Origin of the sequence: Streptomyces antioxidans, assembly GCF_000968685.2 — a bacterium.
GTDB classification, from domain to species: Bacteria; Actinomycetota; Actinomycetes; order Streptomycetales; family Streptomycetaceae; genus Streptomyces; species Streptomyces antioxidans.
In genome coordinates this window covers 53,980-78,969 of sequence record NZ_LAKD02000049.1, presented here as the reverse complement: position 1 = coordinate 78,969, position 24,990 = coordinate 53,980, and the positions used below count along the sequence as shown (strand labels likewise).

At 70.9% G+C, this 24,990-nt stretch carries 17 protein-coding genes; all 17 read right to left on the bottom strand.

Annotation, left to right across the window (positions count from 1 at the left end; all coding sequences use genetic code 11):
- Window positions 1-53: 53 nt before the first annotated feature.
- The gene (obgE, locus tag VT50_RS19735; protein WP_046090458.1) at window positions 54-1,487 is read right to left on the bottom strand and encodes a GTPase ObgE; all 1,434 of its coding nucleotides are present in this window, start codon (window positions 1,485-1,487) and stop codon (window positions 54-56) included.
- Between the two features lie 171 nt (window positions 1,488-1,658).
- The gene (gene rpmA / locus VT50_RS19730) at window positions 1,659-1,916 is read right to left on the bottom strand and encodes a 50S ribosomal protein L27 (RefSeq protein ID WP_046090457.1); all 258 of its coding nucleotides are present in this window, start codon (window positions 1,914-1,916) and stop codon (window positions 1,659-1,661) included.
- Window positions 1,917-1,930: 14 nt separating this feature from the next.
- Window positions 1,931-2,251 (bottom strand): 50S ribosomal protein L21, encoded by a 321-nt coding sequence (gene rplU, locus VT50_RS19725; RefSeq protein ID WP_037945965.1) that lies wholly within the window; start codon window positions 2,249-2,251, stop codon window positions 1,931-1,933.
- Window positions 2,252-2,491: 240 nt separating this feature from the next.
- Window positions 2,492-6,706 carry an Rne/Rng family ribonuclease gene (locus VT50_RS19720; RefSeq protein ID WP_078841011.1) on the bottom strand — a complete coding sequence of 1,405 codons (4,215 nt, stop codon included), beginning with the start codon at window positions 6,704-6,706 and terminating at the stop codon, window positions 2,492-2,494.
- A 223-nt stretch (window positions 6,707-6,929) separates the two neighbouring features.
- On the bottom strand, window positions 6,930-7,706 hold the full coding sequence (locus VT50_RS19715; protein WP_046090456.1) for a TIGR03936 family radical SAM-associated protein: 777 nt from the start codon (window positions 7,704-7,706) through the stop codon (window positions 6,930-6,932).
- A 237-nt stretch (window positions 7,707-7,943) separates the two neighbouring features.
- Entirely contained in the window at window positions 7,944-9,866 is a 1,923-nt protein-coding gene (locus tag VT50_RS19710; protein WP_206269438.1) for a TIGR03960 family B12-binding radical SAM protein, read from the bottom strand.
- A 91-nt stretch (window positions 9,867-9,957) separates the two neighbouring features.
- Window positions 9,958-11,595, bottom strand: coding sequence for a CYTH and CHAD domain-containing protein (locus VT50_RS19705; RefSeq protein ID WP_046090455.1), 1,638 nt, complete (start codon window positions 11,593-11,595; stop codon window positions 9,958-9,960).
- Window positions 11,596-11,668: 73 nt separating this feature from the next.
- Window positions 11,669-12,871 carry a rod shape-determining protein RodA gene (gene rodA, locus VT50_RS19700; protein WP_046090454.1) on the bottom strand — a complete coding sequence of 401 codons (1,203 nt, stop codon included), beginning with the start codon at window positions 12,869-12,871 and terminating at the stop codon, window positions 11,669-11,671.
- Window positions 12,868-15,012 (bottom strand): penicillin-binding protein 2, encoded by a 2,145-nt coding sequence (gene mrdA / locus VT50_RS19695; protein WP_046090453.1) that lies wholly within the window; start codon window positions 15,010-15,012, stop codon window positions 12,868-12,870. The genes rodA and mrdA overlap by 4 nt, the downstream gene beginning before the upstream one ends.
- 87 nt (window positions 15,013-15,099) lie before the next feature.
- On the bottom strand, window positions 15,100-15,807 hold the full coding sequence (gene mreD / locus VT50_RS19690) for a rod shape-determining protein MreD (RefSeq protein ID WP_046090459.1): 708 nt from the start codon (window positions 15,805-15,807) through the stop codon (window positions 15,100-15,102).
- A gap of 6 nt (window positions 15,808-15,813) precedes the next feature.
- Window positions 15,814-16,758: a rod shape-determining protein MreC gene (gene mreC, locus VT50_RS19685; protein WP_046090452.1), complete on the bottom strand. Its 945-nt coding sequence runs from the start codon at window positions 16,756-16,758 to the stop codon at window positions 15,814-15,816.
- Between the two features lie 151 nt (window positions 16,759-16,909).
- On the bottom strand, window positions 16,910-17,929 hold the full coding sequence (locus tag VT50_RS19680; RefSeq protein ID WP_037946248.1) for a rod shape-determining protein: 1,020 nt from the start codon (window positions 17,927-17,929) through the stop codon (window positions 16,910-16,912).
- Between the two features lie 320 nt (window positions 17,930-18,249).
- Complete coding sequence (gene ndk / locus VT50_RS19675) at window positions 18,250-18,663, bottom strand: nucleoside-diphosphate kinase (RefSeq protein ID WP_046090451.1); 414 nt, start codon at window positions 18,661-18,663, stop codon at window positions 18,250-18,252.
- An 86-nt stretch (window positions 18,664-18,749) separates the two neighbouring features.
- Window positions 18,750-19,103, bottom strand: coding sequence for a DUF4233 domain-containing protein (locus VT50_RS19670; protein ID WP_046090450.1), 354 nt, complete (start codon window positions 19,101-19,103; stop codon window positions 18,750-18,752).
- A 1-nt stretch (window position 19,104) separates the two neighbouring features.
- Entirely contained in the window at window positions 19,105-20,610 is a 1,506-nt protein-coding gene (folC, locus tag VT50_RS19665) for a bifunctional tetrahydrofolate synthase/dihydrofolate synthase (protein ID WP_046090449.1), read from the bottom strand.
- A gap of 57 nt (window positions 20,611-20,667) precedes the next feature.
- Window positions 20,668-22,128 (bottom strand): peptidoglycan D,D-transpeptidase FtsI family protein, encoded by a 1,461-nt coding sequence (locus VT50_RS19660; RefSeq protein ID WP_046090448.1) that lies wholly within the window; start codon window positions 22,126-22,128, stop codon window positions 20,668-20,670.
- A 205-nt stretch (window positions 22,129-22,333) separates the two neighbouring features.
- Window positions 22,334-24,967 (bottom strand): valine--tRNA ligase, encoded by a 2,634-nt coding sequence (locus VT50_RS19655; RefSeq protein ID WP_046088940.1) that lies wholly within the window; start codon window positions 24,965-24,967, stop codon window positions 22,334-22,336.
- Window positions 24,968-24,990 lie beyond the last annotated feature (23 nt).

The following is a 24,990-nucleotide window of genomic DNA, read 5'->3' as shown; positions in this document are numbered from 1 at the left end:
CCTTGAGAGCGGACCGGGACACCGAGGGGGCGCCCACTACGGCCGCGCGGCCCTCAGAACGGCTTGAACGCGTCGAACTCCTGGTCCGCCTCGTCCCGCTCGGCATCCCGGTCCCGCCGCCGCTGCGCGGCCGGGCGCGGAGCGTCGAAACGGTGGTCCTCGCCACGGCGGCCCAGCATCTCCGCACCGGTCGCGAGGCTCGGCTCCCAGTCGAAGACGACCGCGTCGTCCTCGGGGCCGATGACGACCTCGTCGCCCGAGTGGGCGCCCGCCTTCATCAGCTCCTCCTCGACGCCGAGACGGGCCAGACGGTCGGCGAGATAGCCCACGGCCTCGTCGTTGGCGAAGTCGGTCTGGCGGACCCAGCGTTCGGGCTTCTCGCCCAGCACGCGGTAGAAGCCGTCCTCGGCGACGACCCTGAAGCCCGCGTCGTCCACCGCCTTCGGCCGGATGACGACCCGGGTCGACTCGTCCTTCGGCTTGGCCGCCCGCGCCTCCGCGACGATCTTCGCCAGGGCGAACGACACCTCCTTGAGGCCGAGATGGGCGACCGCCGAGGCCTCGAAGACCTGGTAGCCACGGGCCTCCAGGTCGGGCCGGATGATGTCGGCGAGGTCCTTGCCGTCGGGGACGTCGACCTTGTTGAGCACGACGACCCGCGGCCGGTCGTCCAGACCGCCGTACTGGGCCAGCTCCGCCTCGATCACATCGAGGTCGGTCAGCGGATCGCGCTCGGACTCCAGCGCCGCGGTGTCCAGTACGTGCACCAGCACCGAGCAGCGCTCGACGTGGCGCAGGAACTCCAGGCCGAGGCCCTTGCCCTGGCTGGCGCCGGGGATCAGACCGGGCACGTCCGCGATGGTGTAGACGGTCGAACCGGCCGTGACCACACCGAGGTTGGGCACCAGCGTGGTGAACGGATAGTCGGCGATCTTCGGCTTGGCCGCAGAAAGCACCGAGATCAGCGAGGACTTGCCGGCGCTCGGATAGCCGACGAGGGCCACGTCCGCGACGGTCTTCAGCTCCAGGATGACGTCCCCGGAGTGCCCCGGCTCGCCCAGCAGCGCGAAGCCGGGGGCCTTGCGGCGGGCCGAGGCGAGCGCGGCGTTGCCGAGGCCGCCGCGGCCGCCCTGGGCGGCGATGTAGGTGGTGCCCTCCCCGATCAGATCGGCCAGGACGTTGCCCCGCTTGTCGAGGACGACGGTGCCGTCCGGGACCGGCAGGACCAGATCGGTGCCGTCCTTGCCGGAGCGGTTGCCGCCCTCGCCGGGCTTGCCGTTGGTGGCCTTGCGGTGGGGGCTGTGGTGGTAGTCGAGCAGGGTGGTGACGGACTGGTCCACGACCAGGATCACATCGCCGCCGCGGCCGCCGTTGCCGCCGTCCGGTCCCCCGAGCGGCTTGAACTTCTCGCGGTGCACGGAGGCGCAGCCGTGGCCTCCGTTACCCGCGGCGACATGCAGTTCGACGCGGTCCACGAAGGTGGTCATGACGGGTGCCTCCAGTTACATACGGATTCGGGGTGTTCTGATGTGCCTCAGGCTCGTGCCTCACACTCGTGCCTCACGCTCGTAACGCGCCGAGGGCGGACCCGCTTCCCGTCACGGGAAGAGCGGTCCGCCCTCGGAAAAGGCTGTGCGACGCGATGTCGCCCGGGCTGATTACTCAGCGACCGGAACGATGTTCACGACCTTGCGGCCCCGGCTGGTGCCGAACTGCACCGCACCGGCGGCCAGCGCGAACAGCGTGTCATCGCCGCCGCGGCCGACACCCGCGCCCGGGTGGAAGTGCGTGCCGCGCTGGCGGACCAGGATCTCACCCGCGTTGACGACCTGGCCGCCGAAGCGCTTGACGCCGAGCCGCTGGGCGTTGGAGTCGCGACCGTTCCGAGTGGACGATGCGCCCTTCTTGTGTGCCATCTCTTCTCAGTCCCTTACTTCGCAGCCGAGTCGATGCCGGTGATCTTCAGCGCGGTGTGCAGCTGGCGGTGGCCGATCCGCTTCCGGTAACCGGTCTTGTTCTTGTACTTCAGAATGTCGATCTTGCCACCCTTGTGGTGGTCGACGACCTCGGCGTGAACCTTCACACCGGCCAGGACCCACGGGTCGCTGGTGACGGCATCGCCGTCGACAACGAGCAGAGTGGAAAGCTCGACGGTGTCGCCGACCTTGTTGCTGGCCAGACGGTCGACCTCGATGACATCGCCCACGGCCACCTTCTGCTGGCGGCCGCCGGTGCGCACGATTGCGTACACGCGGTTCTCACTCTCTCGCTAGAAATCGGGACCTCTGATGCCAGCCGCCCAACACGGCCCACGAGGGTCGTGACAACCGAGTGATCATGCGATTCAGCATCGGCCGAACGGCCTCTTCCGGCGAAGCGGAAGGGATGTGCTCAGGGGTTTGGCGTACAGACGCCGAGGGTCAAGGTTAGCAGAGCCCGGAGGGCACAGTTGCACGTGCGACTGTGCCCTCCAGGACGGCCGGGCGGCCGGTCAGTCGTCGGCGGCGGCCGAGACCGACCGCGGAGACTGCTGCTCCGCCGCCGCGGTCTTCTTCGCCGCCGTCTTCTTGGCGGTCGTCTTCTTGGCCGTGGTCTTCTTGGCGGCCGTCTTCTTCGCCGCCGTCTTCTTCTCGGCGGTCTTCTCGGCGGTCTTCTCGGCGGTCTTCTTGGCCGTCGCCTTCTTGGCGGGAGCCTTCTTGGCGGCCTTACGGGCGGTCTTCTTCGCCGGTACCGCGGCGTCGCCCTCGTCCCCGGCGGACGCGCCTTCGGGCGCGGACTCCGGCTCGGGCTTCGGCTCGGAGGTCGACTCGGACGTCGGCTCCGGCTCCGGCTCGGCGGACGACCCGCTCACGACCACCACGGCAGCCTCCTCGGAGCCCGTCGGCGAGCCCGCGGGGGCGCTCACCTTACGGGTCGCACGGCGGCGCGTACGCGGCGCGGGAACGCCCTCGAGCGGCGCCGGCTCCTCGGCGGGAGCGGCGGCGGGGGCCTCGGCGTCCGCCTGGGCCGCCTCCCCGTGCTCCTCGGTCACGACGACCACCACGCCCTCCGGCTCCTTGGCGGCCTTCGGGGCGCCCGCCGGGGCGGACACCTTACGGGTGGCACGGCGGCGCGTACGCCCACGGGTCGCGGCGGCCTCGGCCTCCGCGGCGCTGCTGTACAGCTCCTCGTCGGCCGCGAAGACCGGCTCGGGCAGCGGCTTGGGCTGGGTGGCCTCCGCGGCGATCTCGGCCGCCGCCTCGGTGACGTCCTCGGACTCCGCCTCGGCTTCGGCCTCCACCTCGGCCGCGGCGGCCCGCTCCTGCTGCTGGGCGGCGCCGGTCGCGGACTTCTTCTTCTTGCGCTTGCCGCCACCGCCCCCGGCGGACGACGCCTGCTCCATGTGGACGATCACGCCACGGCCGTTGCAGTGCACACAGGACTCGGAGAAGGACTCCAGCAGCCCCTGGCCGACCCGCTTACGGGTCATCTGGACCAGGCCGAGCGAGGTGACCTCCGCCACCTGGTGCTTCGTACGGTCCCTGCCCAGGCACTCCAGCAGCCGCCGCAGCACCAGATCGCGGTTGGACTCCAGCACCATGTCGATGAAGTCGATCACGATGATGCCGCCGAGGTCGCGCAGCCGCAGCTGGCGCACGATCTCCTCGGCCGCCTCCAGGTTGTTCCTGGTGACCGTCTCCTCGAGGTTACCGCCCTGGCCGGTGAACTTGCCGGTGTTGACGTCGATGACGACCATCGCCTCGGTCCGGTCGATCACCAGCGAGCCGCCGCTGGGCAGCCAGACCTTGCGGTCCAGCGCCTTCATCAGCTGCTCGTCGATCCGGTAGGTGGCGAAGACGTCGACGTCCGAGGTCCACTTCTGGAGCCGGTCCGCGAGGTCGGGCGCCACGTGGGCGACATAGCCGTGGATGGTCTCCCAGGCCTCGTCACCGCTGACGATGACCTTGGAGAAGTCCTCGTTGAAGATGTCCCGTACGACCCGGACGGTCATATCGGGCTCGCCGTAGAGCAGCGACGGGGCGCTGCCGCTCTTCGCCTTCTTCTTGATCTCCTCCCACTGCGCCTGCAGTCGGGCGACATCGCGGGCCAGCTCGTCCTCGCTCGCGCCCTCGGCGGCGGTGCGGACGATCACGCCCGCGTCCTCGGGAACGATCTTCTTGAGGATCTGCTTCAGCCGGGCCCGCTCGGTGTCGGGCAGCTTGCGGCTGATGCCGGTCATCGAGCCCTCGGGCACGTACACCAGATAGCGGCCGGGCAGGGAGACCTGGCTGGTCAGCCGGGCGCCCTTGTGGCCGATCGGGTCCTTGGTGACCTGCACAAGCACCGACTGGCCGGACTTCAGGGCGGTCTCGATGCGGCGCGGCCCGCCTGAGAGCCCCAGCGCCTCGAAGTTCACCTCGCCCGCGTACAGCACGGCGTTGCGGCCCTTGCCGATGTCGACGAAGGCGGCCTCCATGGACGGCAGCACGTTCTGGACCTTGCCCAGGTAGACGTTGCCGACGTAGCTGGTCGCCTGCTCCTTGTTGACGAAGTGCTCGACGAGGACGTTGTCCTCCAGCACCCCGATCTGGGTGCGGTCGCCGTTCTGCCGGACCACCATGACCCGCTCGACCGCCTCGCGGCGGGCCAGGAACTCGGCCTCGGTGATGATCGGCACCCGGCGGCGGCCCTGCTCACGGCCCTCGCGGCGGCGCTGCTTCTTGGCCTCCAGGCGCGTCGACCCCTTGATCGACTGCACCTCGTCGGCACCGGACTCGGTTTCCTTGCCGCGGCGCTCCCGGGGCTCGCGGACCTTGACGACCGTGCGCTCCGGGTCGTCACCGGTCGCCTCGGACTCGGCGCCGTCGCCGCTGCGACGGCGGCGGCGACGGCGACGACGGCTGCTGCTTGAGCCGCCGTGCTCACCGGGCTCGGCGCCCGGCTCGTCCCGGCCCTCGCCCTGCTCCTCGGCGCCCTCGCCCTCCGCGGCCGTCTCGTCCTCGTCCCGCTCACCGGACTCGGAACGCCCGTCGGCGCCCTCGCCCTCCGCGGTCTCGCCCCGGCGGCGACGCCGTCCGCCACGGCGGCGGCGACGGGCCGGACGGTCGCCCGACTCCTCCTCGCCGGACTCGCCCTCGGGCTGACCGGCCTCCGTCTCCGGCTCGCTCTCCTCGGCGGCCTCGGGCTCGACGGCCTCCGGCTGCTCCTCGGCGGGCGCGGCGCCACGGCGGCGGCGCCTGCGGCGGCCCGCGGGCGCCTCGGGCTCGACGGCCTCGGCCGTCGGCTGCTCCTCGTCCTCCTCCTCGGGCTCCTCCAGCGCGGCGGCGGCCTCTGCGGCGGCGCTCTCCGGCGTCTGGAAGACCGGCTCGGTGAAGACGGGCGCCTGGAACACGGCCGTCGGCGGGCGGACCGCCCGGCGCCGCGAGCGGGGCCCGGGCTCCGGCTCGGACGCGGCTGCCTCGTCGGCGGGCGCCTCGGCCCCGGCCGTCCGCGGCTCCTGAGCGCCTGCCGGCTCCTCGGCGGCGGGCGCGGTGCCCCGGGCGGCACGACGGCGGGCGCGGGTGCGGGGCGCGTCGTCCTCGGCCCGCGCACCGCCGGTCTCCTCGGCGCTCCCGGTCCGCTGCTCGGCGGCGGGCTCCTCGGTGGCCTCCGCCTGCGGCGCGCCCTCGGGGGCAGTGGCCTTACGGCTCGCACGGCGACGGGTACGGGCGGGGGTCGAAGGCACGGCCTCGGCGTCAGCCTCGGCAGCCACCGCGGCCTCCTCGGTCTCCTCCTGCTCCACTGCCTCCGCCTCCGCGGGGGCCACAGCCGGAGCGGTCGCCTTACGGGCCGCACGGCGGCGCGTACGGGTGCGCGGGGCCTCGTCGGCCGGGGCATCGGCTGCGACTGCGGCTGGGGCCGTGGCCTCGTCACCACTGCCACCAGCTGCCGCCGCAGACGACGCGTCCGCGTCGGCGGCCTCCGCCTGCGGCGCGCCCTCGGGGGCGGTGACCTTACGGCTCGCACGGCGGCGCGTACGGGCGGGGGCCGGAGGCACGGCCTCGGCCTCGGCAGCCACCGCGGCCTCCTTGGTCTCTTCGGCTTCCTCCGCCGCCTCCGGCTCGTTCACCTCGCTCGGCGGCACGGCCTCCGACTCCGCGGGGGCACCGGCCGGGGCGGTCGCCTTACGGGTGGCACGGCGGCGCGACCGCGCGGGCGGCGCGGCCTCGGCCGCGGTCTCCGCCACGGGCTCCGTGACAGGCTGCTCCGCGGCGGCCTCGGTCTCCTCGCCGTCACGTCCGGCGTCGGCCGGGACGACGGTCTCCGCGGCCTCCGGCGAACCCGCCGGGGCGGTCGCCTTACGGGCGACCCGGCGCCGCGTACGGGCGGGCGGAGCGGCGGATTCGGTGTCGGACCCGGATCCAGACGCGGTCTCGGACCCGGATACGGACACGGATCCGCTCTCGGTGGCCATGGCGGCACCGGCGGCGATGGGCTCCGCAGCGGCCTCGGCGGCGACGACGGCACCGGTCCGCTCAGCGGCTATGGCCGGTACCGAGGGCGCGGTGACCTCGGCCTCGCTCACCGCGCCGGGCGGCGGACCGGCCGGGCGGGAGGCCGCGCGGCGGCGGCGCGGCGGCAGGGTGTCGCTGGGCGTGTTCTCGATGGATTCCCCGGGCACCGCGGCACGTGGCGCGGACGACCCCAGGGACTGGACAGGTTGGGTCGGCTCAATAGGTTCGAGCATGCGGGCGTTTCTCCCGTCACGCTCCCGGGCGCCGCGCCTGCTTCCGGCCGGGTCACCCGCGCACGGTGCGCGGGTGCCGCCGTCCGGGGCGCGGTCGCCGCACGGGAGCTGTTGTCTCGCTCGCCGGGACCGGTTCTGCCGGGACCGGCGAAAGTCTTCTGGTCAGTGCGCCAGCCGGACCCGGGTGGCTCCCAAGTGCATCGGCGGCGCGTCGACGGCGGCCCTACGCGGAATCTTCCGGCGCCATCGCGGCGGTCAGCTGGGCGGCCGTGGTTGGAGCGGCCTGAGCTGCCTCGCGATCGGGCGCGAGCGGGTCGGTCACCGTGCCGGACTCCTCATCGAGCAGCCCCTGCGCCAGCCTGGTCACCGCTGCGGGGACCGGCGGCGCCAGGTCGGCCGTAGCGCGGAGACCGGACAGGACGTCGTCGGGTCGTACGGCAGGTGTCAGATGCCGTACCACCAGCCGCAGTATCGCACAGCCACCGTCGCCGGGCCTATCGGCCCGGGCCGGAAGCGTCTCCAGCCGGGCCACGGCGGCACGGGTGTCGAAGGTTCGCAACCCGTTTTTCGTCCGGCGTTCCACCTCGACCGTGTCGGCCTCCAGGAAGGCCGCGACGGCCCGCTCGGCGTCCGCCAGGCCGACCTGGTCGAGCCGGATCTCCCATACGGACGCCTGCAGCCGGTCGGCGAGTCCCGGGGTGTGGGCCTCCACGGACTCGATCACATCGAGGCCCGCGGGCAGCGACTCGTCGAGGACCGCCCGCAGCTTCTCGGGGTCGCGCGCCTCGGTCAGCTGGATCTCCAGGTACTCCGCCTCGCTGCCGGTGCCGGTGGGTGCGGCATTGGCGTAGGACACCTTCGGATGCGGGGTGAAGCCCGCCGAGTACGCCATCGGTACCTCGGCGCGGCGCAGGGCCCGCTCGAAGGCGCGCTGGAAGTCGCGGTGGCTGGTGAACCGGAGGCGGCCGCGCTTGGTGTAACGCAAACGGATGCGCTGCACCGCGGGTGCGGGCGGCGGGCCTTCGGGCTGTCGCTTGCCCAGGGGACTGTCTCCTTGTACTTCCTCGCGGTCGAACACCAAGGCCATGTAGGGCCCCGGTGTCTTCCAGCCTACTTTGTGGGCGCTGCGGGCGGCCCGGTCACGCAGGGCCGCCGTACGGCTACGTCACGGCCGTACGGCTATGCGGCCACCGGAGCGCTATGCCACCGCCCGACCAGCCGCGTCGCCGCCGTACGGCTACTTCACCGACAGCGGCAGCAGCTTCCGTCCGGTGGGGCCGATCTGGATCTCGGTCTGCATCTGCGGGCAGACGCCGCAGTCGAAGCAGGGGGTCCAGCGGCAGTCGTCGACCTCGGTCTCGTCCAGGGAGTCCTGCCAGTCCTCCCACAGCCAGTCCTTGTCGAGGCCCGAGTCCAGGTGGTCCCAGGGCAGGACCTCCTCGTAGGTGCGCTCGCGCGTGGTGTACCAGTCGATGTCGACGCCGAAGCCGGGCAGGGTCCGCTCGGCGCACTCCATCCAGCGGTCGTAGCTGAAGTGCTCGCGCCAGCCGTCGAAGCGGCCGCCGTCCTCGTAGACGGCGCGGATGACCGCACCCACCCGGCGGTCGCCGCGCGAGAGCAGGCCCTCGACGATGCCGGGCTTGCCGTCGTGGTAGCGGAAGCCGATCGAGCGGCCGTACTTCTTGTCGCCGCGGATCTTCTCGCGCAGCTTCTCCAGCCGGGCGTCGGTCTCCTCGGCGCTCAGCTGCGGGGCCCACTGGAAGGGGGTGTGCGGCTTGGGGACGAAGCCGCCGATGGAGACCGTGCAGCGGATGTCGTTCTTGCCGGACACCTCACGGCCCTTGGCGATGACCTTGGTGGCCATGTCGGCGATCTGGAGCACGTCGTCGTCGGTCTCGGTGGGCAGCCCGCACATGAAGTACAGCTTCACCTGCCGCCAGCCGTTCCCGTACGCGGTGGCCACCGTACGGATGAGGTCTTCTTCCGAGACCATCTTGTTGATGACCTTACGGATGCGCTCACTGCCGCCCTCGGGGGCGAAGGTGAGGCCCGAGCGACGCCCGTTGCGGGTCAGCTCGTTGGCGAGGTCGATGTTGAAGGCGTCCACCCGGGTCGACGGGAGGGACAGGCCGATCTTGTCCTCCTCGTACCGGTCGGCGAGGCCCTTGGCGACGTCGCCGATCTCGGTGTGGTCGGCGGAGGACAGCGACAGCAGGCCGACCTCCTCGAAACCGGTGGCCTTCAGCCCCTTGTCGACCATCTCGCCGATCCCGGTGATCGACCGCTCGCGCACCGGCCGGGTGATCATGCCCGCCTGGCAGAAGCGGCAGCCCCGGGTGCAGCCGCGGAAGATCTCCACCGACATCCGCTCGTGGACGGTCTCGGCCAGCGGAACCAGCGGCTGCTTGGGGTAGGGCCATTCGTCGAGGTCCATGACGGTGTGCTTGGACACCCGCCACGGCACGCCCGAGCGGTTCGGCACCACGCGCGAGATCCGCCCGTCGGCCAGGTACTCCACGTCGTAGAACTTCGGGACGTAGACGCTGCCGGTGCGGGCGAGGCGGAAGAGCAGTTCGTCCCGGCCGCCCGGGCGGCCCTCGGCCTTCCAAGCACGGAGGATCCCGGTCATGTCGAGCACGGCCTGCTCACCGTCGCCGATCACCGCGCAGTCGATGAAGTCGGCGATCGGCTCGGGGTTGAACGCGGCGTGGCCGCCCGCGACCACGACGGGGTGGTCCTCGGTGCGGTCCACGGCGTCCAGGGGGACGCCCGCGAGGTCCAGCGCGGTGAGCAGGTTGGTGTATCCCAGCTCGGTGGAGAACGAGACGCCGAGGAAGTCGAACGCGGACACCGGGCGGTGCGAATCCACGGTGAACTGCGGCACCTTGTGCTCGCGCATCAGCTCCTCGAGGTCCGGCCACACGCTGTAGGTGCGCTCGGCGAGCACGCCCTCGCGCTCGTTGAGGACCTCGTAAAGGATCATGACGCCCTGGTTGGGGAGCCCGACCTCGTAGGCGTCCGGGTACATGAGCGACCAGCGGACGTCGCACGCCTCCCACGGCTTGACGGTGGAGTTCAGCTCACCGCCGACGTACTGGATCGGCTTCTGCACATGGGGGAGCAGGGCCTCGAGCTGTGGGAAGACCGACTCGACAGACATCAGTAACCTTCGTGCGCCGACAGGGGTGACCCTCAAGCGTACCTGCCCCGCCGGGCGCCCTCGCCTCGGATCGGGCCCCGGGTCCGCCCCGTCACACCTCCAGGTCCGCCCGGTGCTTCGTGCGCGAGACCTCGGCCCACAGCTCCGGCAGCTCGCGCTCGCGGGCCGCGGCCCGCTCCTCCTCCCTGCCGTACAGCAGCCCGAAGGTGAAGTCACTCTCCCCCGCCCCATGGGCCTGGGTGGCCAGCTGCCGCAGCGCCTCGCGGGCCACGACGCTGTCCTGGTGGTCGCCGAGCACGTCCTGCACGGCCCGCATGCGGCGGGCGAACCGCTTGGCGGACTTGCCGAGCGCGGGCCGGGCCGTCTCGGCCGCGTAGCGCACCCGCTTGGCGGCCTTGCGGGCCTGGTGGATGGCGATGTCCCGGTCCGGCCCCGGGGGCGTCTCCAGCGCGGTGGCCATACGGCCCGCCAGCCGCTCGTAGTCGCGCAGCACCGCCTTGGCGGCCACCGGCGCGGCGGGCTTCGCGGCACCGCGGCGCAGCGGCGGATCGGCCACCAGGGCGTCGAGGGCGTCCAGGAGGGTGAGGTAGCGGTCGCTGTCCAGTGCGCCCAGGACGGTGGCGCGGGCGCCGTCGCGCCGCCCGTGGGACCAGTGGTGCAGCCGTTCGCGCACCGGGCCGCGCCGGAGCTCCGCCGGCAGTTCGGCGAGGTGGCCCTGGAGCCGATCGGTGAGCACCTCGCGGTCGCGTTCCACACCGAGCTCACCGGCCAGCCACTTCAGCTCGTCGCCGAGCGGATCGGTCACCGTACGGTCCAGGACCTCGCGGTAGGAGCGGAACGCGCTGCGCAGCCTGCGGGTGGCCACCCGCATCCGGTGCACCGCGTCCGGCACGTCCCCGCGCACGGCCGGGTCGAGTCGCACCAGGGCGTCGAACTGACGGCGTACGTAGTCCAGGACGACATCGTCGGCGCCGAGCGGCCGGCGGGGCGCCGACGCGGCACGCTCGACCTGACGGGCGGTCTTCGCGGGCCTGCCGGGCTTGGCGGGCCTGCCGGGCCCGGCTCCGCCGCTCTCGGCCGCGACCGCGGCCCTCTCCGTCTCGGTCAGGGCCTTGGCGAGCTTGGAGGGGCTGTCGGCGCGGTGCAGACCGCCGTCGCGCAGCCGCGCCTCGACCGTGTCGAGCAACCGCTGGTCCTGGCCCCGGCCCTCGGCGAGCTCGACCTCGACCTCGGTCCACCGGGCCGGTTCGCCCTCCTCGGGCGCCAGCCGCCGGGCCGTCACCCGGTCGACGGACACCTCGGCGAGCACCGTGCCGTCGGCGTCCACCAGGTCCTTGCGGTCCCGTTCGGTGTGCAGATGAGCGAGCGGACGCAGCGGATCGTGGCGGACCCGCGAGCGCAGCAGCGCGGCCAGCTCGGCGGGGACCTCGTCGCCGAGCGGTGCCCACAGCTCCTCCCGGGTGTCCGGGCCGACGGGCAGCTTCAGATGCCAGCCCTCGTCACGGCCGCCGGTGCGGTGGCGCAAGGTGATGCCGTCGGCCAGCAGCCGCCGCCCGGGGGTGTCGTAGTAGGTGGCCTCCAGGGTGGCGACTCCCCGGCTCACCACGGTCGCGACCGGGCCCGCTCCGGTCAGTTCGGGCAGGCCCGGCAGGTCGGGCCGCCCGGACGGACCGGCTTCCTCGGCGGTGGCCTCGTACTTGCGTTCTATCTCCTGCTTCGTGTCCACCATAGGAGTCACGTACCCGAACTCGGGCTTATCAGCCTCAAGCGGAACGTGATGCCAGCCGGGCCCTGTGCGGGCCCTACGCGGAGACGGGCCTCTGCACCCGGATGGACTGCAGCAACCCGACCGCGATCCATACGGCGAACATCGAGGACCCGCCGTAGGAGACGAACGGCAGCGGCAGACCGGCCACCGGCATGATGCCCAGCGTCATCCCGATGTTCTCGAAGGACTGGAAGGCGAACCAGGCGATGATCCCGGCCGCGACGACCGTCCCGTACAGCTCCGTGGTGTCGCGCGCGATCCGGCAGGCGCGCCACAGCACGACCCCCAGCAGCACGATGATCAGGCCCGCGCCGAGGAAGCCCAGCTCCTCGCCCGCGACCGTGAAGACGAAGTCGGTCTGCTGCTCGGGGACGAACTGACCGGTGGTCTGGGTGCCGTGGAAGAGCCCCTTACCGGTGAGCCCGCCCGAGCCGATCGCGATCCGCGCCTGGTTGGTGTTGTAGCCGACCCCGGCCGGGTCGAGCGCGGGGTTGGCGAAGGCCGCGAAGCGGTCGATCTGGTACTGGTCCAGGATGTGCAGCTGCCAGACGAGCAGCGCGCCCGCCACGGCCGTGAGGATGAGCCCCGCGATCCACCGGTTGGAGGCTCCGGAGGAGAGCAGCACGGCGAGCACGATCATCGCCATGACCATCACCGAGCCGAGGTCCGGCATCAGCAGCACGATCACGATGGGCAGCGCGGCCAGGCCGAGCGCCTGGACGACGGTGCGGTGGTCGGGGTTGAGCCGGTCGCCCGCGTCCACCCGCGCGGCCAGCAGCATCGCCATCCCCAGAATGATCGTGATCTTGGCGAACTCACCCGGCTGAATGGAGAATCCGCCGCCGACCACGATCCACGCGTGTGCGCCGTTGATCGTGGAGCCCAGCGGGGTGAGCACGGCGAGGACGAGGATCACGGACAGCCCGTAGAGGACCGGGACCGCGCCGCGCAGGGTGCGGTGGCCCAGCCAGACGGTGCCGATGGCGAGCAGCAGCCCGATGCCGGTGTTGAGGGCGTGCCGGACCAGGAAGTAGTACGGGTCGCCCTGGTTGAGCTCGGTGCGGTTGCGGGTGGCGGAGTAGACGAGCGCCCCGCCGATCGCGGACAGGGCCAGCGCGGTGAGCAGCAGCACCCAGTCCAGGCGGCGGACGACCGAGTCCCGCGCCATGAGCTTGCCCCAGGCGCCGCGCTCCGGGGTGAAGCGGCGGACGGAGTACCCGTGCGTGGACGTGCTCATGAATCACCGCCCCGCCGCCGCTCCCGCGACGCCGCCTCGAACTGCTTGCCCAGCGGCTGGGGCTCGATGGAACCGTCGGACGAGATCTTCGGCAGTTTGGCCTGCGGCTGGGGCAGCAGGGCCTTCTTCTTGTCGATGCCGCCCTTGGCGCCGACCCCGTACAGCGCGTCGTAGATCTTGCGCACGGCGGGTCCTGAGGCACCGGAGCCGGTACCACCCTGGGAGATCGTCATGACGACCGTGTAGTCCTTGGTGTACGTGGCGAACCACGAGGTGGTCTGCTTGCCGTAGACCTCCGCGGTACCGGTCTTGGCGTGCATCGGGATCTTGTCCTGCGGCCAGCCCTGGAACCGCCAGGCGGCGGTGCCCCGGGTGGCCACGCCCGCGAGCGCGTTGTCGATCTTCTTGTGCAGACTCGCGCTGATCGGCAGCTTGCCGTGCGCCTTCGGCTTGATCTCCTGGATGTCCTTGCCGTCGGGGCTGACGATCGCCTTGCCGACGGTCGGGTCGTGGAGCGTTCCGCCGTTGCTGATGGCCGCGTAGATGGTGGCCATCTGGATCGGGGTGACGAGGGTGTCACCCTGGCCGATGGAGTAGTTCACGGAGTCACCGGCACGCATCTTCATGCCCTCGAGGCAGTTCTCGTAGGCGATCCGCTCGCCGTAGGACCCACCCTTCTTGCCGGACTTGCACCAGGCGTCCTTGTTGGCCTTCCAGTAGTCCTTCTTCCACTGGCGGTCCGGGACCCGGCCGGTGACCTCGTTGGGCAGGTCGATCCCGGTCTCCTTGCCGAGGCCGAACTTGTGGGCGGTCCGGTAGAACCAGTCCCCCGGCTTCTTCTTGGGCTTGTTGCCGCCGTCCTTCTTCCACTCGTCGTAGGCGATCCGGTAGAAGACGGTGTCGCAGGAGACCTCGAGCGCGCGGCCGAGGCTGATCCCGCCGTAGTTCTCGGACTCGAAGTTCTTGAAGACCTGGCTGCCGATGTTGAACGAGCTGGTGCAGGCGTAGGGGCCGTTGAAGTCGTAGCCGGCGTTGACCGCGGCGGTCGTCGGGATGACCTTGAAGATCGAGCCGGGGGCCGCCTGGCCCTGGATCGCCCGGTTGAGCAGCGGGTAGTTGGACTTCTTACCGGTGAGCTGCTTGTAGTCCTTGCCGGAGATGCCGCCGACCCAGGCGTTGGGGTCGTACGTCGGGTTGGACGCCATGGCCACCACCCGGCCGGTCTTGGCCTCCATGACCACGACCGCGCCGGAGTCCGCCTTGTAGTTGGTGCCGGTGTTCCGGTCGTGCTGCTTGCGGGCGTCCCGCATCGCCTGCTCCAGCTCCTTCTCCGCGACCGACTGGACCCGTGAGTCGATGCTGGTGACCACGTTGGCGCCGGGAAGGGCCCGCTGACTCTCCCGCTGGCCGATGACCCGGCCGAGGTTGTCGACCTCATAGCGGGTCACGCCCGCCTTGCCGCGCAGCTCGCTGTCGTACTGGCGCTCGAGGCCGTTGCTGCCGACCTGGTCGGAGCGGAGCAGCGGCGACTTGGAGTCCTCGGCCTCCTTCACCTGCTCATCGGTGACCGGGGAGAGATAGCCGAGCACCTGGGCGGCGTTGGAACCGGCGGGCGCGGCATAGCGGCGCACGGCGGTGGGCTCGGCGCTGATGCCGGGGAAGTCCTCTTCGCGCTCGCGGATCTGGAGCGCCTGCTTGGCGCTGGCCTCGTCGGTGATCGGGATGGGCTGGTACGGGGAGCCGTTCCAGCAGGGCTGGGGGGTCTTGGCGTCGCACAGCCGGACCTTGTCCATGACGTCCTTGGGCTTCATCCCCAGGACGTCGGCGAGGCGGGTGAGGGCGGCCTTGCCCTGGTCCGGCATCTTCATCAGCTCGGTGCGGCTGGCGGAGACCACCAGACGGGTCTCGTTGTCGGCCAGCGGCACCCCGCGGGCGTCCAGTATGGAACCGCGCACGGCGGGGTGGACGACCTGCTGGACGTGGTTGTTGGCGGCTTCGGCGGTGTACTCGTCGCCGTTGCGGATCTGGAGGTACCACAGGCGTCCGCCGAGGGTCAGCAGCAGTGAGAAGACCAGGATCTGGAGGCCGACGAGCCGGATGGTGACCCGGGAGGTCCTTCCGGTCTCAGGGATGTTACTCATGACGCGCAGCGCCTCCGTTGAGGGTGGTGGCGGGCGACGGGAGGGCGGCGGGAGACGGCCGGGCGGCGGACGGCGGGAGGGCGTTACTCACAGGCGCTTGACCCCCTTGATGCGTGCCGTCCTGCTCTTCCCCGAGCGGGGCAGCAGCCCGCCGCGCTGACTGCCGATCCGCGGCGTCCGGCCCGGCCGCCTGAGCCGGGTCATCCGGCCGATCCGGCTGGTGCTGACGCCGCCCGCCGTGCTGATCCAGCGGGACGGGCTCTCGCCGCCGCCCGCGCTGTCGGCCATCGGATCGTTCTCACTCCGTCTGGCGAGCCCCATGATCAGCGGCACCGTGAAGGGGGCCAGCAGCAGGTCGTAGAGGGCCGCGGTGAACAGCAGCTTGGCCAGGCCCACCTGGCGGGCCGCGTCGTCGCCGACGAGGATGCCGACCCCGGCGTACAGCAGCGTGGCGCCGATGGCCGCCGCCACGACCACCAGCATCGGCCCGGAGGCCGACCTGAGCTGGCCGCTCTCCGGTTTGGCGAGCCCGGCCAGATAGCCGATGACGCACAGCACGAGGGCGTAGCGGCCGGCGGCGTGGTCGGCGGGCGGGGCGAAGTCGGCGAGCAGCCCCGCGGCGAAGCCGATGAGCGCGCCGCCGGTGTGGCCGTAGACGAGCGCGAGGCCGAGCACGACGAGCAGCAGCAGGTCGGGGACGGCGCCGGGCAGTTGGAGGCGGGCCAGTACGCAGATCTGGACGACGAGGGCGAAGACCACCAGGCAGGTCGACAGGACGATCCGGTTGAGGTGCAGCATCGGTCAGCTCCTGTTGGCGGCCGGGCTGGTGGCGGAGGCGGAGGGGTTGGCCGTGACGGTGACCGTGGGCGTCGGCTTGGGCTTCGCGGGCTTGGGCGGGAGCACCGCGTCCCGCGGATTGGCGCGCGGCGGCTGGACGACGACCCCGACGATGTCCAGCTTGCTGAACCGCACGTACGGACGCACCTGCAGCGTGCGGGTCAGATCGCCGCCGGTGGGATCGACGCGGACGACCTTGCCGACCGGGACCCCGGGGACGAACGGCTTGTCCGCCTGGGAGCCGAAGGTGACCATCCGGTCGCCCTTCTTGATCCGGGCCTTTCCGTTGAGGAGCTGCACATGGAGCGAGCGGTCACCGCGCCCGGTGGCGAAACCGAGCTCGCCCGATCCCTCCATACGGGTGCCGACGGTGAAGTCCGGGTCGATGGCGAGCAGCACGGTGGCCGTCGAGGAGCCGACGGTGGTGACCCGGCCGACCAGCCCGTCGCCGTTGATGACGGTCATGTCGCGGCGGATGCCGTCGCTGCTGCCCATGTCGATGGTGACGGTCCAGGAGAAGCCCTGGGCGGCGCCGATGCCGATGACCTGGGCGCCCTTGATGCCGTATTGACCGGCCCCGGCGGTCTTGAGCAGCTTGTCGAGCTCGGCGGAGCGGGCACGGTCCCGGGCGTTGTTGCCGAGCCGCTGCTTGAGCTTGGTGTTCTCCTCCTCCAGCCGGCGGACCCGGTCGTGCCGGTCACCGGATTCCCGTACGGCGGCGACCGCGTTGCCGACCGGGTCCACGGCGGAGGCGACGCCGTCCTCCACGGGCCCGAAGACGGACGCGGCGGCGTGCCGGGCGCCATCGAGGGGTGAGTCCTCGCCGCCGCGGATATCCACCGTGATCAGCGCGAACGCGATGGCGACCAGCAGCACCAGCAGCAGCCGGCTCTCTCGTGTGTCCCTCACGTGCGGCGACGTGCCTTCCTCGTCGAAGTCGGACCGGAGCCGGGGATGTGGTGACCCGGTCGGTCCTGGGGAGCCTTATGCCTGTATATCAGCGTTCCGCCGCACGAGCAGCCAACCACCCGTACGGCCGGTCCGCCGGATTGTCATCCGCTCATCTGCGGGGCTGGGCGTCCAGCACCTGCTGGAGCGCCTCGAACTCCTCGACGCACTTGCCGGATCCGAGTGCGACCGAGTCCAGCGGGTCCTCGGCGATGTGGATCGGCATCCCGGTCTCGCGGCGCAGCCGCTCGTCCAGGCCGCGCAACAGCGCACCGCCGCCGGTGAGCACGATGCCGCGGTCCATCACGTCGCCCGAGAGCTCCGGGGGGCACTTGTCGAGGGTGGTCTTGACCGCGTCGACGATCGAGTTGACCGGCTCCTCCATGGCCTTGCGGACCTCGGCGGCGGAGATCACCACGGTCTTGGGGAGGCCGCTGACGAGGTCACGGCCGCGGATCTCGGTGTGCTCCTCCTCGTCGCCCTCGTACGCCGAACCGATGGTGATCTTGATGTTCTCGGCGGTGCGCTCGCCGAGCAGCAGGCTGTACTCCTTCTTGATGTGCTGGATGATCGCGTTGTCCAGCTCATCGCCCGCCACCCGGATGGACTGCGCGGTGACGATGCCGCCCAGCGAGATGACGGCGACCTCGGTGGTGCCACCGCCGATGTCCACGACCATGTTGCCGGTGGCCTCGTGGACCGGAAGGCCGGACCCGATGGCCGCGGCCATGGGCTCTTCGATGATGTGCACCTGGCGGGCGCCCGCCTGGGTGGACGCCTCGATGACGGCACGGCGCTCGACCCCGGTGATTCCGGACGGCACACACACGACCACTCTGGGCCGGGCGAGATAGCGCCGCTTATGGATCTTGAGGATGAAGTACCGCAACATCCGCTCGGTGATCTCGAAGTCGGCGATAACGCCGTCCTTGAGCGGGCGCACAGCGACGATGTTGCCAGGAGTGCGGCCGATCATCTTCTTCGCCTCGGCGCCCACGGCGAGAATTCCGCCGGTGTTGGTGTTGATGGCGACGACGGATGGCTCGTTGAGGACGATGCCGCGGCCCCTGACGTACACCAGCGTGTTGGCGGTCCCGAGGTCGACAGCCATGTCACGGCCGATGAACGACATGTTGTTCCCCATGAGGATACGTCAGGCCTTCCCTGCTGGAGCGAGTGCTTGCTAGAGGTCGGCAGGATGGGTGTGCGCTGCGAGGCGCGGAAGCTTCATCGTAGTCACGCCCGCTCGAACACGCTGCGGGGGTCCTCCGCCATTGTCAGCAGAACACGACCCCGCCTCCTCTAATGGTGACGTCGTGTCGCGGAGATGCGTTCCCCCGATCGGCTCGCATATGCCGAAGGGCGGCCGGTCAATTCGGCCGCCCCCAGGTCAGCAGGGGTGTGGCAAGCTGATGATCAAACTGATGGCGGATCAGCCGCGATCGGCCGGGATCAGGCGATCCCGGGAAAGAAAATCTTGATTTCCCGTTCGGCGGACTCCGCCGAGTCGGAGGCATGGACCAGATTTTCCCGAACGATGGTGCCGAAATCACCACGGATGGAGCCGGGTGCCGCGGCGATCGGATCGGTCGGCCCGGCCAGCGCCCGGACGCCCTCGATCACCCGCTCGCCCTCGACCACCAGCGTCACGACCGGGCCGGAGGCCATGAACTCCACCAGCGCCTCGTAGAACGGCTTGCCGACATGCTCGGCGTAGTGCTGCTCCAGGACCTCACGGCCCAGCTGGCGCAGCTCGAGGGCGCTGATCGTCCAGCCCGCCTTGTTCTCGATCCGCCCCAGAATCTCGCCCACCAGTCCGCGTCGGACGGCGTCGGGCTTGAGCAGGACGAGCGTGCGCTGGCTCACGGTGCGGGCTCCTTCGGGAAAGGACATGGGAAAAGACATGCGATGCGGCTGTGAGGCAGAGGCTACATGGGGGAACGAGGGCCACGTCACGCAGCGTCAGGCGAGGCCGCCGAGGAGGCCGCGAACCGCGCCTTGGCCTCGTCGACCTTGCGGCCGAAGTGCACCGAGGCCCACCACAGGGCGGCGAAGACGGCCCCGAGGAAGAACATGGTGGGCACCACGAATCCGCTCAGCACCAGCCCGGTCTGCAGGGCCCAGCCGATCTGCACCGCTCCCGGACGGCTCAGCAGCCCGCACAGCAGCACACACAGCCCCATGGCGATCCCGCTGACCGTCCAGACGGTGCCCGTGGACAGCCCGGATGTCTTCATCGCGACCAGCCCGGCGAAGCCGATCACGAAGAACTCGCCGATCAGGGTGGAAGCGCACAGCGTTCGCATATCAGCCCCTTCCCATGAGCAGCCGGGCCTCGCCGACCGTGATCACCGACCCGGTCACCAGAACGCCCGCTCCGGCGTATTCGCCCTCTTCCTCCGCCAGGGTGATGGCGGCCTCCAGGGCGTCGTCCAGCCGCGGCTCGACCTGGACCCGGTCCGGGCCGAACACCTCGACGGCGATCGCGGCCAGGTCGTCGGGGTCCATGGCGCGGTGGGTGGAATTGCCGGTCACCACGACCTCGGCGAAGATCGGCTCGAAGGCCTCAAGCAGACCGCGCACGTCCTTGCCTTCAGTGGCCCCGACCACGCCGATCAGCCGGCTGAAGTCGAAGGACTCGGTGACCGCCGCGGCGGCGGCACGGGCGCCCGCGGGGTTGTGCGCGGCGTCCAGCACCACGGTGGGGCTGCGGCGCACGACCTCCATCCGGCCGGGCGAGGTCACGGAGGCAAAGGCGGAGCGGATGGTGTCGATGTCGAGCGGGCGGGCGTGCTGGGAGCCGACGCCGAAGAACGCCTCCACGGCCGCCAGCGCCATCGCCGCGTTGTGCGCCTGGTGGGCGCCGTGCAGCGGGAGGAAGACGTCGGGGTACTCCCCGCCGAGGCCGCGCAGGGTCAGCAGCTGACCGCCGACCGCCACCTCACGGGACAGCACCCCGAACTCCATGCCCTCACGGGCGACCGTGGCGTCCACCTCGACCGCGCGCTTGAGCACCACGGAGGCGGCCTCCACCGGCTGCTGCGCGAGCACCACGGTGGCGTCCTGCTTCACTATGCCGGCCTTCTCGACGGCGATCTGCTCCGGAGTGGTGCCGAGCCGGTCGGTGTGGTCCAGCGAGATCGGCATGATCACCGCGACGTCCGCGTCGATCACATTGGTGGCGTCCCAGGAGCCGCCCATGCCGACCTCGACCACCGCGATGTCCACCGGCGCGTCCGCGAAGGCCGCGTACGCCATGCCGGTGAGCACCTCGAAGAAGGACAGCCGGTGCTCCTGCTGGGCGTCGACCATCTCGATGTACGGCCTGATGTCCTGGTACGTCTCGATGAACCGCTCGGCGGAGACCGGCGCCCCGTCCAGGCTGATCCGCTCGGTGATCGACTGGACATGGGGGCTGGTGTAGCGGCCGGTGCGCAGCTCGAAGGCGCCCAACAGCGACTCGATCATGCGGGCGGCGCTGGTCTTGCCGTTGGTACCGGTGATGTGGATGGACGGATAGGCCCGCTGCGGCGAGCCCAGGATGTCCATCAGCGACTCGATCCGCACCAGCGACGGATCCAGCTTGGTCTCCGGCCAGCGCCCGGCCAGCTCGCCCTCCACCTCCCGCAGGGCGCGGTCCACCTCGGGGTCGGCCGGGCGGGCCGGGATGCCGTCCCCCTGCGGCGGCCCCGACTGCGCGCGCAGCGTCCGGCTGCCGGCCTCGATCACCGCCAGATCGGGGTCGCGGTCGGTCTCGGCTTCGACGATCTCTTCGAACTCGTCGGACTCGTTCTGGGGACGCTCCTCGCTCACGCCGACCAGTCTACGAGGGAGGGGCGACAACGCCGTCCAGCGCCATCCCCCCGCAGGTCACGACCCAGTATCGGCCAATGCCGCCTTCATCATCGACTTGGCGATCGGGCCCGCCAGGCCGCCGCCGGAGATGTCGGCGCGAGCCGCGTCGCTGTCCTCGACCACCACCGCGACCGCGACCTTGTGGCCGCCGCCGGCGTCCGCGTAACTGATGAACCACGCGTACGGATTGGCGCTGTTGTTCTCACCGTGCTGGGCGGTGCCGGTCTTGCCGCCCACCGTCACCCCGGGGATCTTCGCGTTGGTCCCGGTGCCCTGGTCCACGACCGTCCGCATCGCGGACTGCAGCTCGGACGCGGTGTGCCGGGACATCGCCTGGCTGTAGGTCTTGGCCGAGGTCTGGTCCAGGGTGGACGCGCTGCCGTCCGTGGTGCGGTCGACCTCGTACGGGGTCATCAGCCTGCCGTCGTTCGCGATGGCCGAGGAGACCATCGCCATCTGCAGCGGAGTGGCCGTCACATCGAACTGCCCCATACCGGTCAGGGCCGTCTGCGAGTCGTTCATGCCGCTCGGGTAGGTGCTCTTCGCGGCGCGCACCGGGATGTCCAGCTTGGCATTGTCGAAGCCCAGCTTCTTGGCCTCGGCGGCCACCTTGGACTGGCCGAGGTCCACGGCCATCTTCGCGAAGACCGTGTTGCACGAGTACTGCAGGGCGGTGCGTATCGTCGCGTTCTCACAGGGCGCCGACCTGTTCTCGTTGTGCATATCGGTGACCGTGCCCGGCAGCCGGTACGGATCCGGGCTCTTGGTCGGCTCGCCCACCGACGAGTACAGCCCGTTCTCCAGCGCCGCGGCGGCGACCAGGACCTTGAAGGTCGAGCCCGGCGGGTAGGTCTGGCGCAGCGCCCGGTTCAGCATCGGCTGCTTGTCGTCCTTCTGCAGCGCGGTCCACGCCTTCTGGTCCGCCGAGGAGGAGCCCGCGAAGCTGCCGGGGTCGTACGAGGGGGTGCTGGCCAGGCCCAGGACGGCGCCCGTGGTGGGGTCCATCGCGACGGCCGCACCGGTCTTGTTCCCCAGCCCCTCGTAGGCGGCCTTCTGCACGGCCGGGTTGATCGTGGTGATCACGTCGCCGGACTTGGACCGCTCCCGCGTCACCGCCTCGAGCGGGTTCTTCAGCCGGCTGTCGGAGCCGTCGAGCACCTGCCGCTGCAGGGCCTCCAGCTGAGTGCTGCCGTAGGACTGGGAGGCGTAGCCGGTGACCGGCGCCCAGAGCTTCCCGTCGGCATAGGTGCGCTTGTACTTCAGGTCGCCCTTGGTGGCGGCCGAGCCGGTGACCGGCTTGCCCCCGGCGATGATGTCGCCCAGCGGCCCCGCGTACTCGGAGATGGCCACCCGCGCGTTGCGCGGGTCTTCCCGGAGACTGTCGCCTCTGGCCAACTGCACATAGGTGACCCAGGCGAGCAGGGTCAGCACGAGCAGCAGCGAGAACACCGATGCCCTTCTCAGCGGCTTGTTCATGGAGGGGGAGCTCCTTCCGGGACGTACGGCCGGATAACTCCCTGAAGGCAGTGTTTGGTTCCCGGTGGGGCATTGCCGTGCGGTGCCTGTGCGGTGCCTGTGCGGCTGTCAGAGGGGTCTGTGGGACATCACACACCCCACGCGCCACCGCGCCCCCACCGGATTCCGGTGGGGGCGCGGTGGCGCGATCGGCGCTCCTCGGTGGTCAGCCCTTGGGGAGGGCCGCCAACTGAGCGGTGATCCGGGCGATATCGGCCTCGGCGGTCGCCTGCCGGGTGCGGATCTTCTCCACGACATGGTCGGGGGCCTTGGCCAGGAAGCCCTCGTTGGACAGCTTCGCGGCCGTCTGCGCCTTGTCCTTCTCGGCCGCGGCGAGGTCCTTGGCCAGCCGCTTGCGCTCGGCCTCGACATCGATCGCACCGGACAGGTCCAGTGCCACGGTCGCGCCCGCCACCGGCAGCGACGCAGTGGCCGTGAAGTCCTCACCGGGCGGCTGGAGGCGCAGCAGGGACCGCATCGCGTCCTCGTGGGCGGCCAGCGAGGTGCCGGACAGCTCCAGGCGGGCGGGAACCCGCTGACCGGGCTGGAGGCCCTGGTCGGCGCGGAACCGGCGGACCTCGGTGACCACCTGCTGGAGGTTCTCGATCTCCCGCTCGGCCGCCTGGTCCCGGAAGCCGCTGTCGCCCGGCCAGTCCGCGATGACGATGGACTCCCGGCCGGTCAGCGAGGTCCACAGCTGCTCGGTGACGAACGGGACCACCGGGTGCAGCAGCCGCAGCGTGACGTCCAGGACCTCGCCGAGGACCCGCCGCGCGGCGTCGGCCTCCGCGCCGCCCTTGGCGAAGGTGGTCTTGGACAGCTCGACGTACCAGTCGAAGACCTCGTCCCAGGCGAAGTGGTAGAGGACGTCGGAGAGCTTGGCGAACTGGTAGTCCTCGTAGTACGCGTCGACCTCGGCGACCACCGCGTTCAGCCGGGAGAGGATCCAGCGGTCGGTGGCGGACAGCCGCTCGGGGGCGGGCAGTTCGCCCTCGACCGTGGCGCCGTTCATCAGCGCGAAGCGGGTCGCGTTCCAGATCTTGTTGGCGAAGTTGCGGGACGCCTGGACCCAGTCCTCGCCGATCGGGACGTCCACGCCGGGGTTGGCGCCCCGGGCCAGGGTGAAGCGGACCGCGTCCGAGCCATAGGTGTCCATCCAGTCCAGCGGATTGACCGCGTTCCCAAAGGACTTGGACATCTTCTTGCCGAACTGGTCACGGACCATGCCGTGCAGCGCGATGGTGCGGAACGGCGGGGTGCCGTCCATCGCGTACAGGCCGAACATCATCATCCGGGCGACCCAGAAGAAGAGGATGTCGTAGCCGGTGACCAGGACCGAGTTCGGATAGAACTTCGCCATGCTCTCGGTCCGCTCGGGCCAGCCGAGCGTGGAGAACGGCCACAGGGCGGAGGAGAACCAGGTGTCCAGGACGTCGCTGTCCTGCGTCCAGCCCTCGCCGCCCGGCGGCCGCTCGTCCGGTCCGACGCAGACGACCTCGCCGTTCGGCCCGTACCAGACCGGGATCCGGTGACCCCACCACAGCTGGCGCGAGATGCACCAGTCGTGGAGGTTGTCGACCCAGTCGAAGTAGCGCTTCGCCATGTCCTCCGGGTGGATCGTCACCCGGCCGTCGCGGACCGCGTCGCCCGCGGTCTTGGCCAGCGGGCCCACCTTGACCCACCACTGCATGGACAGCCGCGGCTCGATGGTCGTCTTACAGCGCGAGCAGTGGCCCACGGAGTGGGTGTACGGGCGCTTCTCGGCCACGATCCGGCCCTCGGCGCGCAGGGCGCCGACGACGGCGCTGCGCGCCTCGAGCCGGTCCAGGCCCTGGAAGGGGCCGTGGGCGGTGATGACCGCGTGCTCGTCCATGACGGTCAGGTTCGGCAGGCCGTGCCGCTGCCCGATCTCGAAGTCGTTCGGGTCGTGGGCCGGGGTGACCTTGACCGCGCCGGTGCCGAACTCGGGGTCCACGTGCTCGTCGGCGACGACCGGGATCCGGCGGCCGGTGAGCGGCAGCTCGATCTCGGTGCCGACCATATGGCGGTAGCGCTCGTCGTCGGGGTGGACGGCGACCGCGGTGTCGCCCAGCATCGTCTCGGCCCGGGTGGTGGCCACGACGATGGAGGCGTCGCCCTCGCCGTACCGGATCGAGACGAGCTCGCCGTCATCGTCGTCGTACTCCACCTCGATGTCCGAGATGGCCGTAAGGCAGCGCGGGCACCAGTTGATGATGCGCTCGGCGCGGTAGATCAGCTCGTCCTCGTAGAGCCGCTTGAAGATCGTCTGGACGGCCTTGGACAGCCCCTCGTCCATGGTGAAGCGCTCGCGGTTCCAGGCCACGCCGTCGCCCAGGCGCCGCATCTGGCCGGAGATCTGCCCGCCGGACTCGCCCTTCCACTGCCAGACGCGCTCGACGAACGCCTCGCGGCCCAGGTCGTGGCGGGAGACGCCCTCCCTGGCCAGCTCGCGCTCGACCACGTTCTGGGTGGCGATACCCGCGTGGTCCATCCCCGGCTGCCACAGCGTCTCAAAGCCCTGCATTCGCTTGCGCCGGGTGAGCGCATCGATGATCGTGTGCTCGAAGGCATGGCCGAGGTGGAGCGAGCCGGTCACATTGGGGGGCGGGATGACGATGGTGTAGGGCTCTTTGTCGCTCTTCGCGTCCGCCTCGAAGTAACCGCGCTCTACCCAGCGCTCGTACAGCGGTCCCTCTACGTCGGCCGGCGCGTACTGGGTCGGCAGTTCGGGGTGGCTGTTCGGCCCGCTCATGGGGCGCTGCGAAGAGTTATCGGTCACGCCCGCAGTCTAAAGGGCCGCGG

Coding starts and splice junctions, on each gene's coding strand:
- obgE (WP_046090458.1), bottom strand. CDS start 1,487: ATGACCACCTTCGTGGACCGCGTCGAACTGCATGTCGCCGCGGGTAAC.
- rpmA (WP_046090457.1), bottom strand. CDS start 1,916: ATGGCACACAAGAAGGGCGCATCGTCCACTCGGAACGGTCGCGACTCC.
- VT50_RS19720 (WP_078841011.1), bottom strand. CDS start 6,706: ATGCTCGAACCTATTGAGCCGACCCAACCTGTCCAGTCCCTGGGGTCG.
- VT50_RS19710 (WP_206269438.1), bottom strand. CDS start 9,866: ATGTCTGTCGAGTCGGTCTTCCCACAGCTCGAGGCCCTGCTCCCCCAT.
- VT50_RS19705 (WP_046090455.1), bottom strand. CDS start 11,595: ATGGTGGACACGAAGCAGGAGATAGAACGCAAGTACGAGGCCACCGCC.
- rodA (WP_046090454.1), bottom strand. CDS start 12,871: ATGAGCACGTCCACGCACGGGTACTCCGTCCGCCGCTTCACCCCGGAG.
- mrdA (WP_046090453.1), bottom strand. CDS start 15,012: ATGAGTAACATCCCTGAGACCGGAAGGACCTCCCGGGTCACCATCCGG.
- VT50_RS19680 (WP_037946248.1), bottom strand. CDS start 17,929: ATGTCGTTCATCGGCCGTGACATGGCTGTCGACCTCGGGACCGCCAAC.
- VT50_RS19670 (WP_046090450.1), bottom strand. CDS start 19,103: ATGCGAACGCTGTGCGCTTCCACCCTGATCGGCGAGTTCTTCGTGATC.
- VT50_RS19660 (WP_046090448.1), bottom strand. CDS start 22,128: ATGAACAAGCCGCTGAGAAGGGCATCGGTGTTCTCGCTGCTGCTCGTG.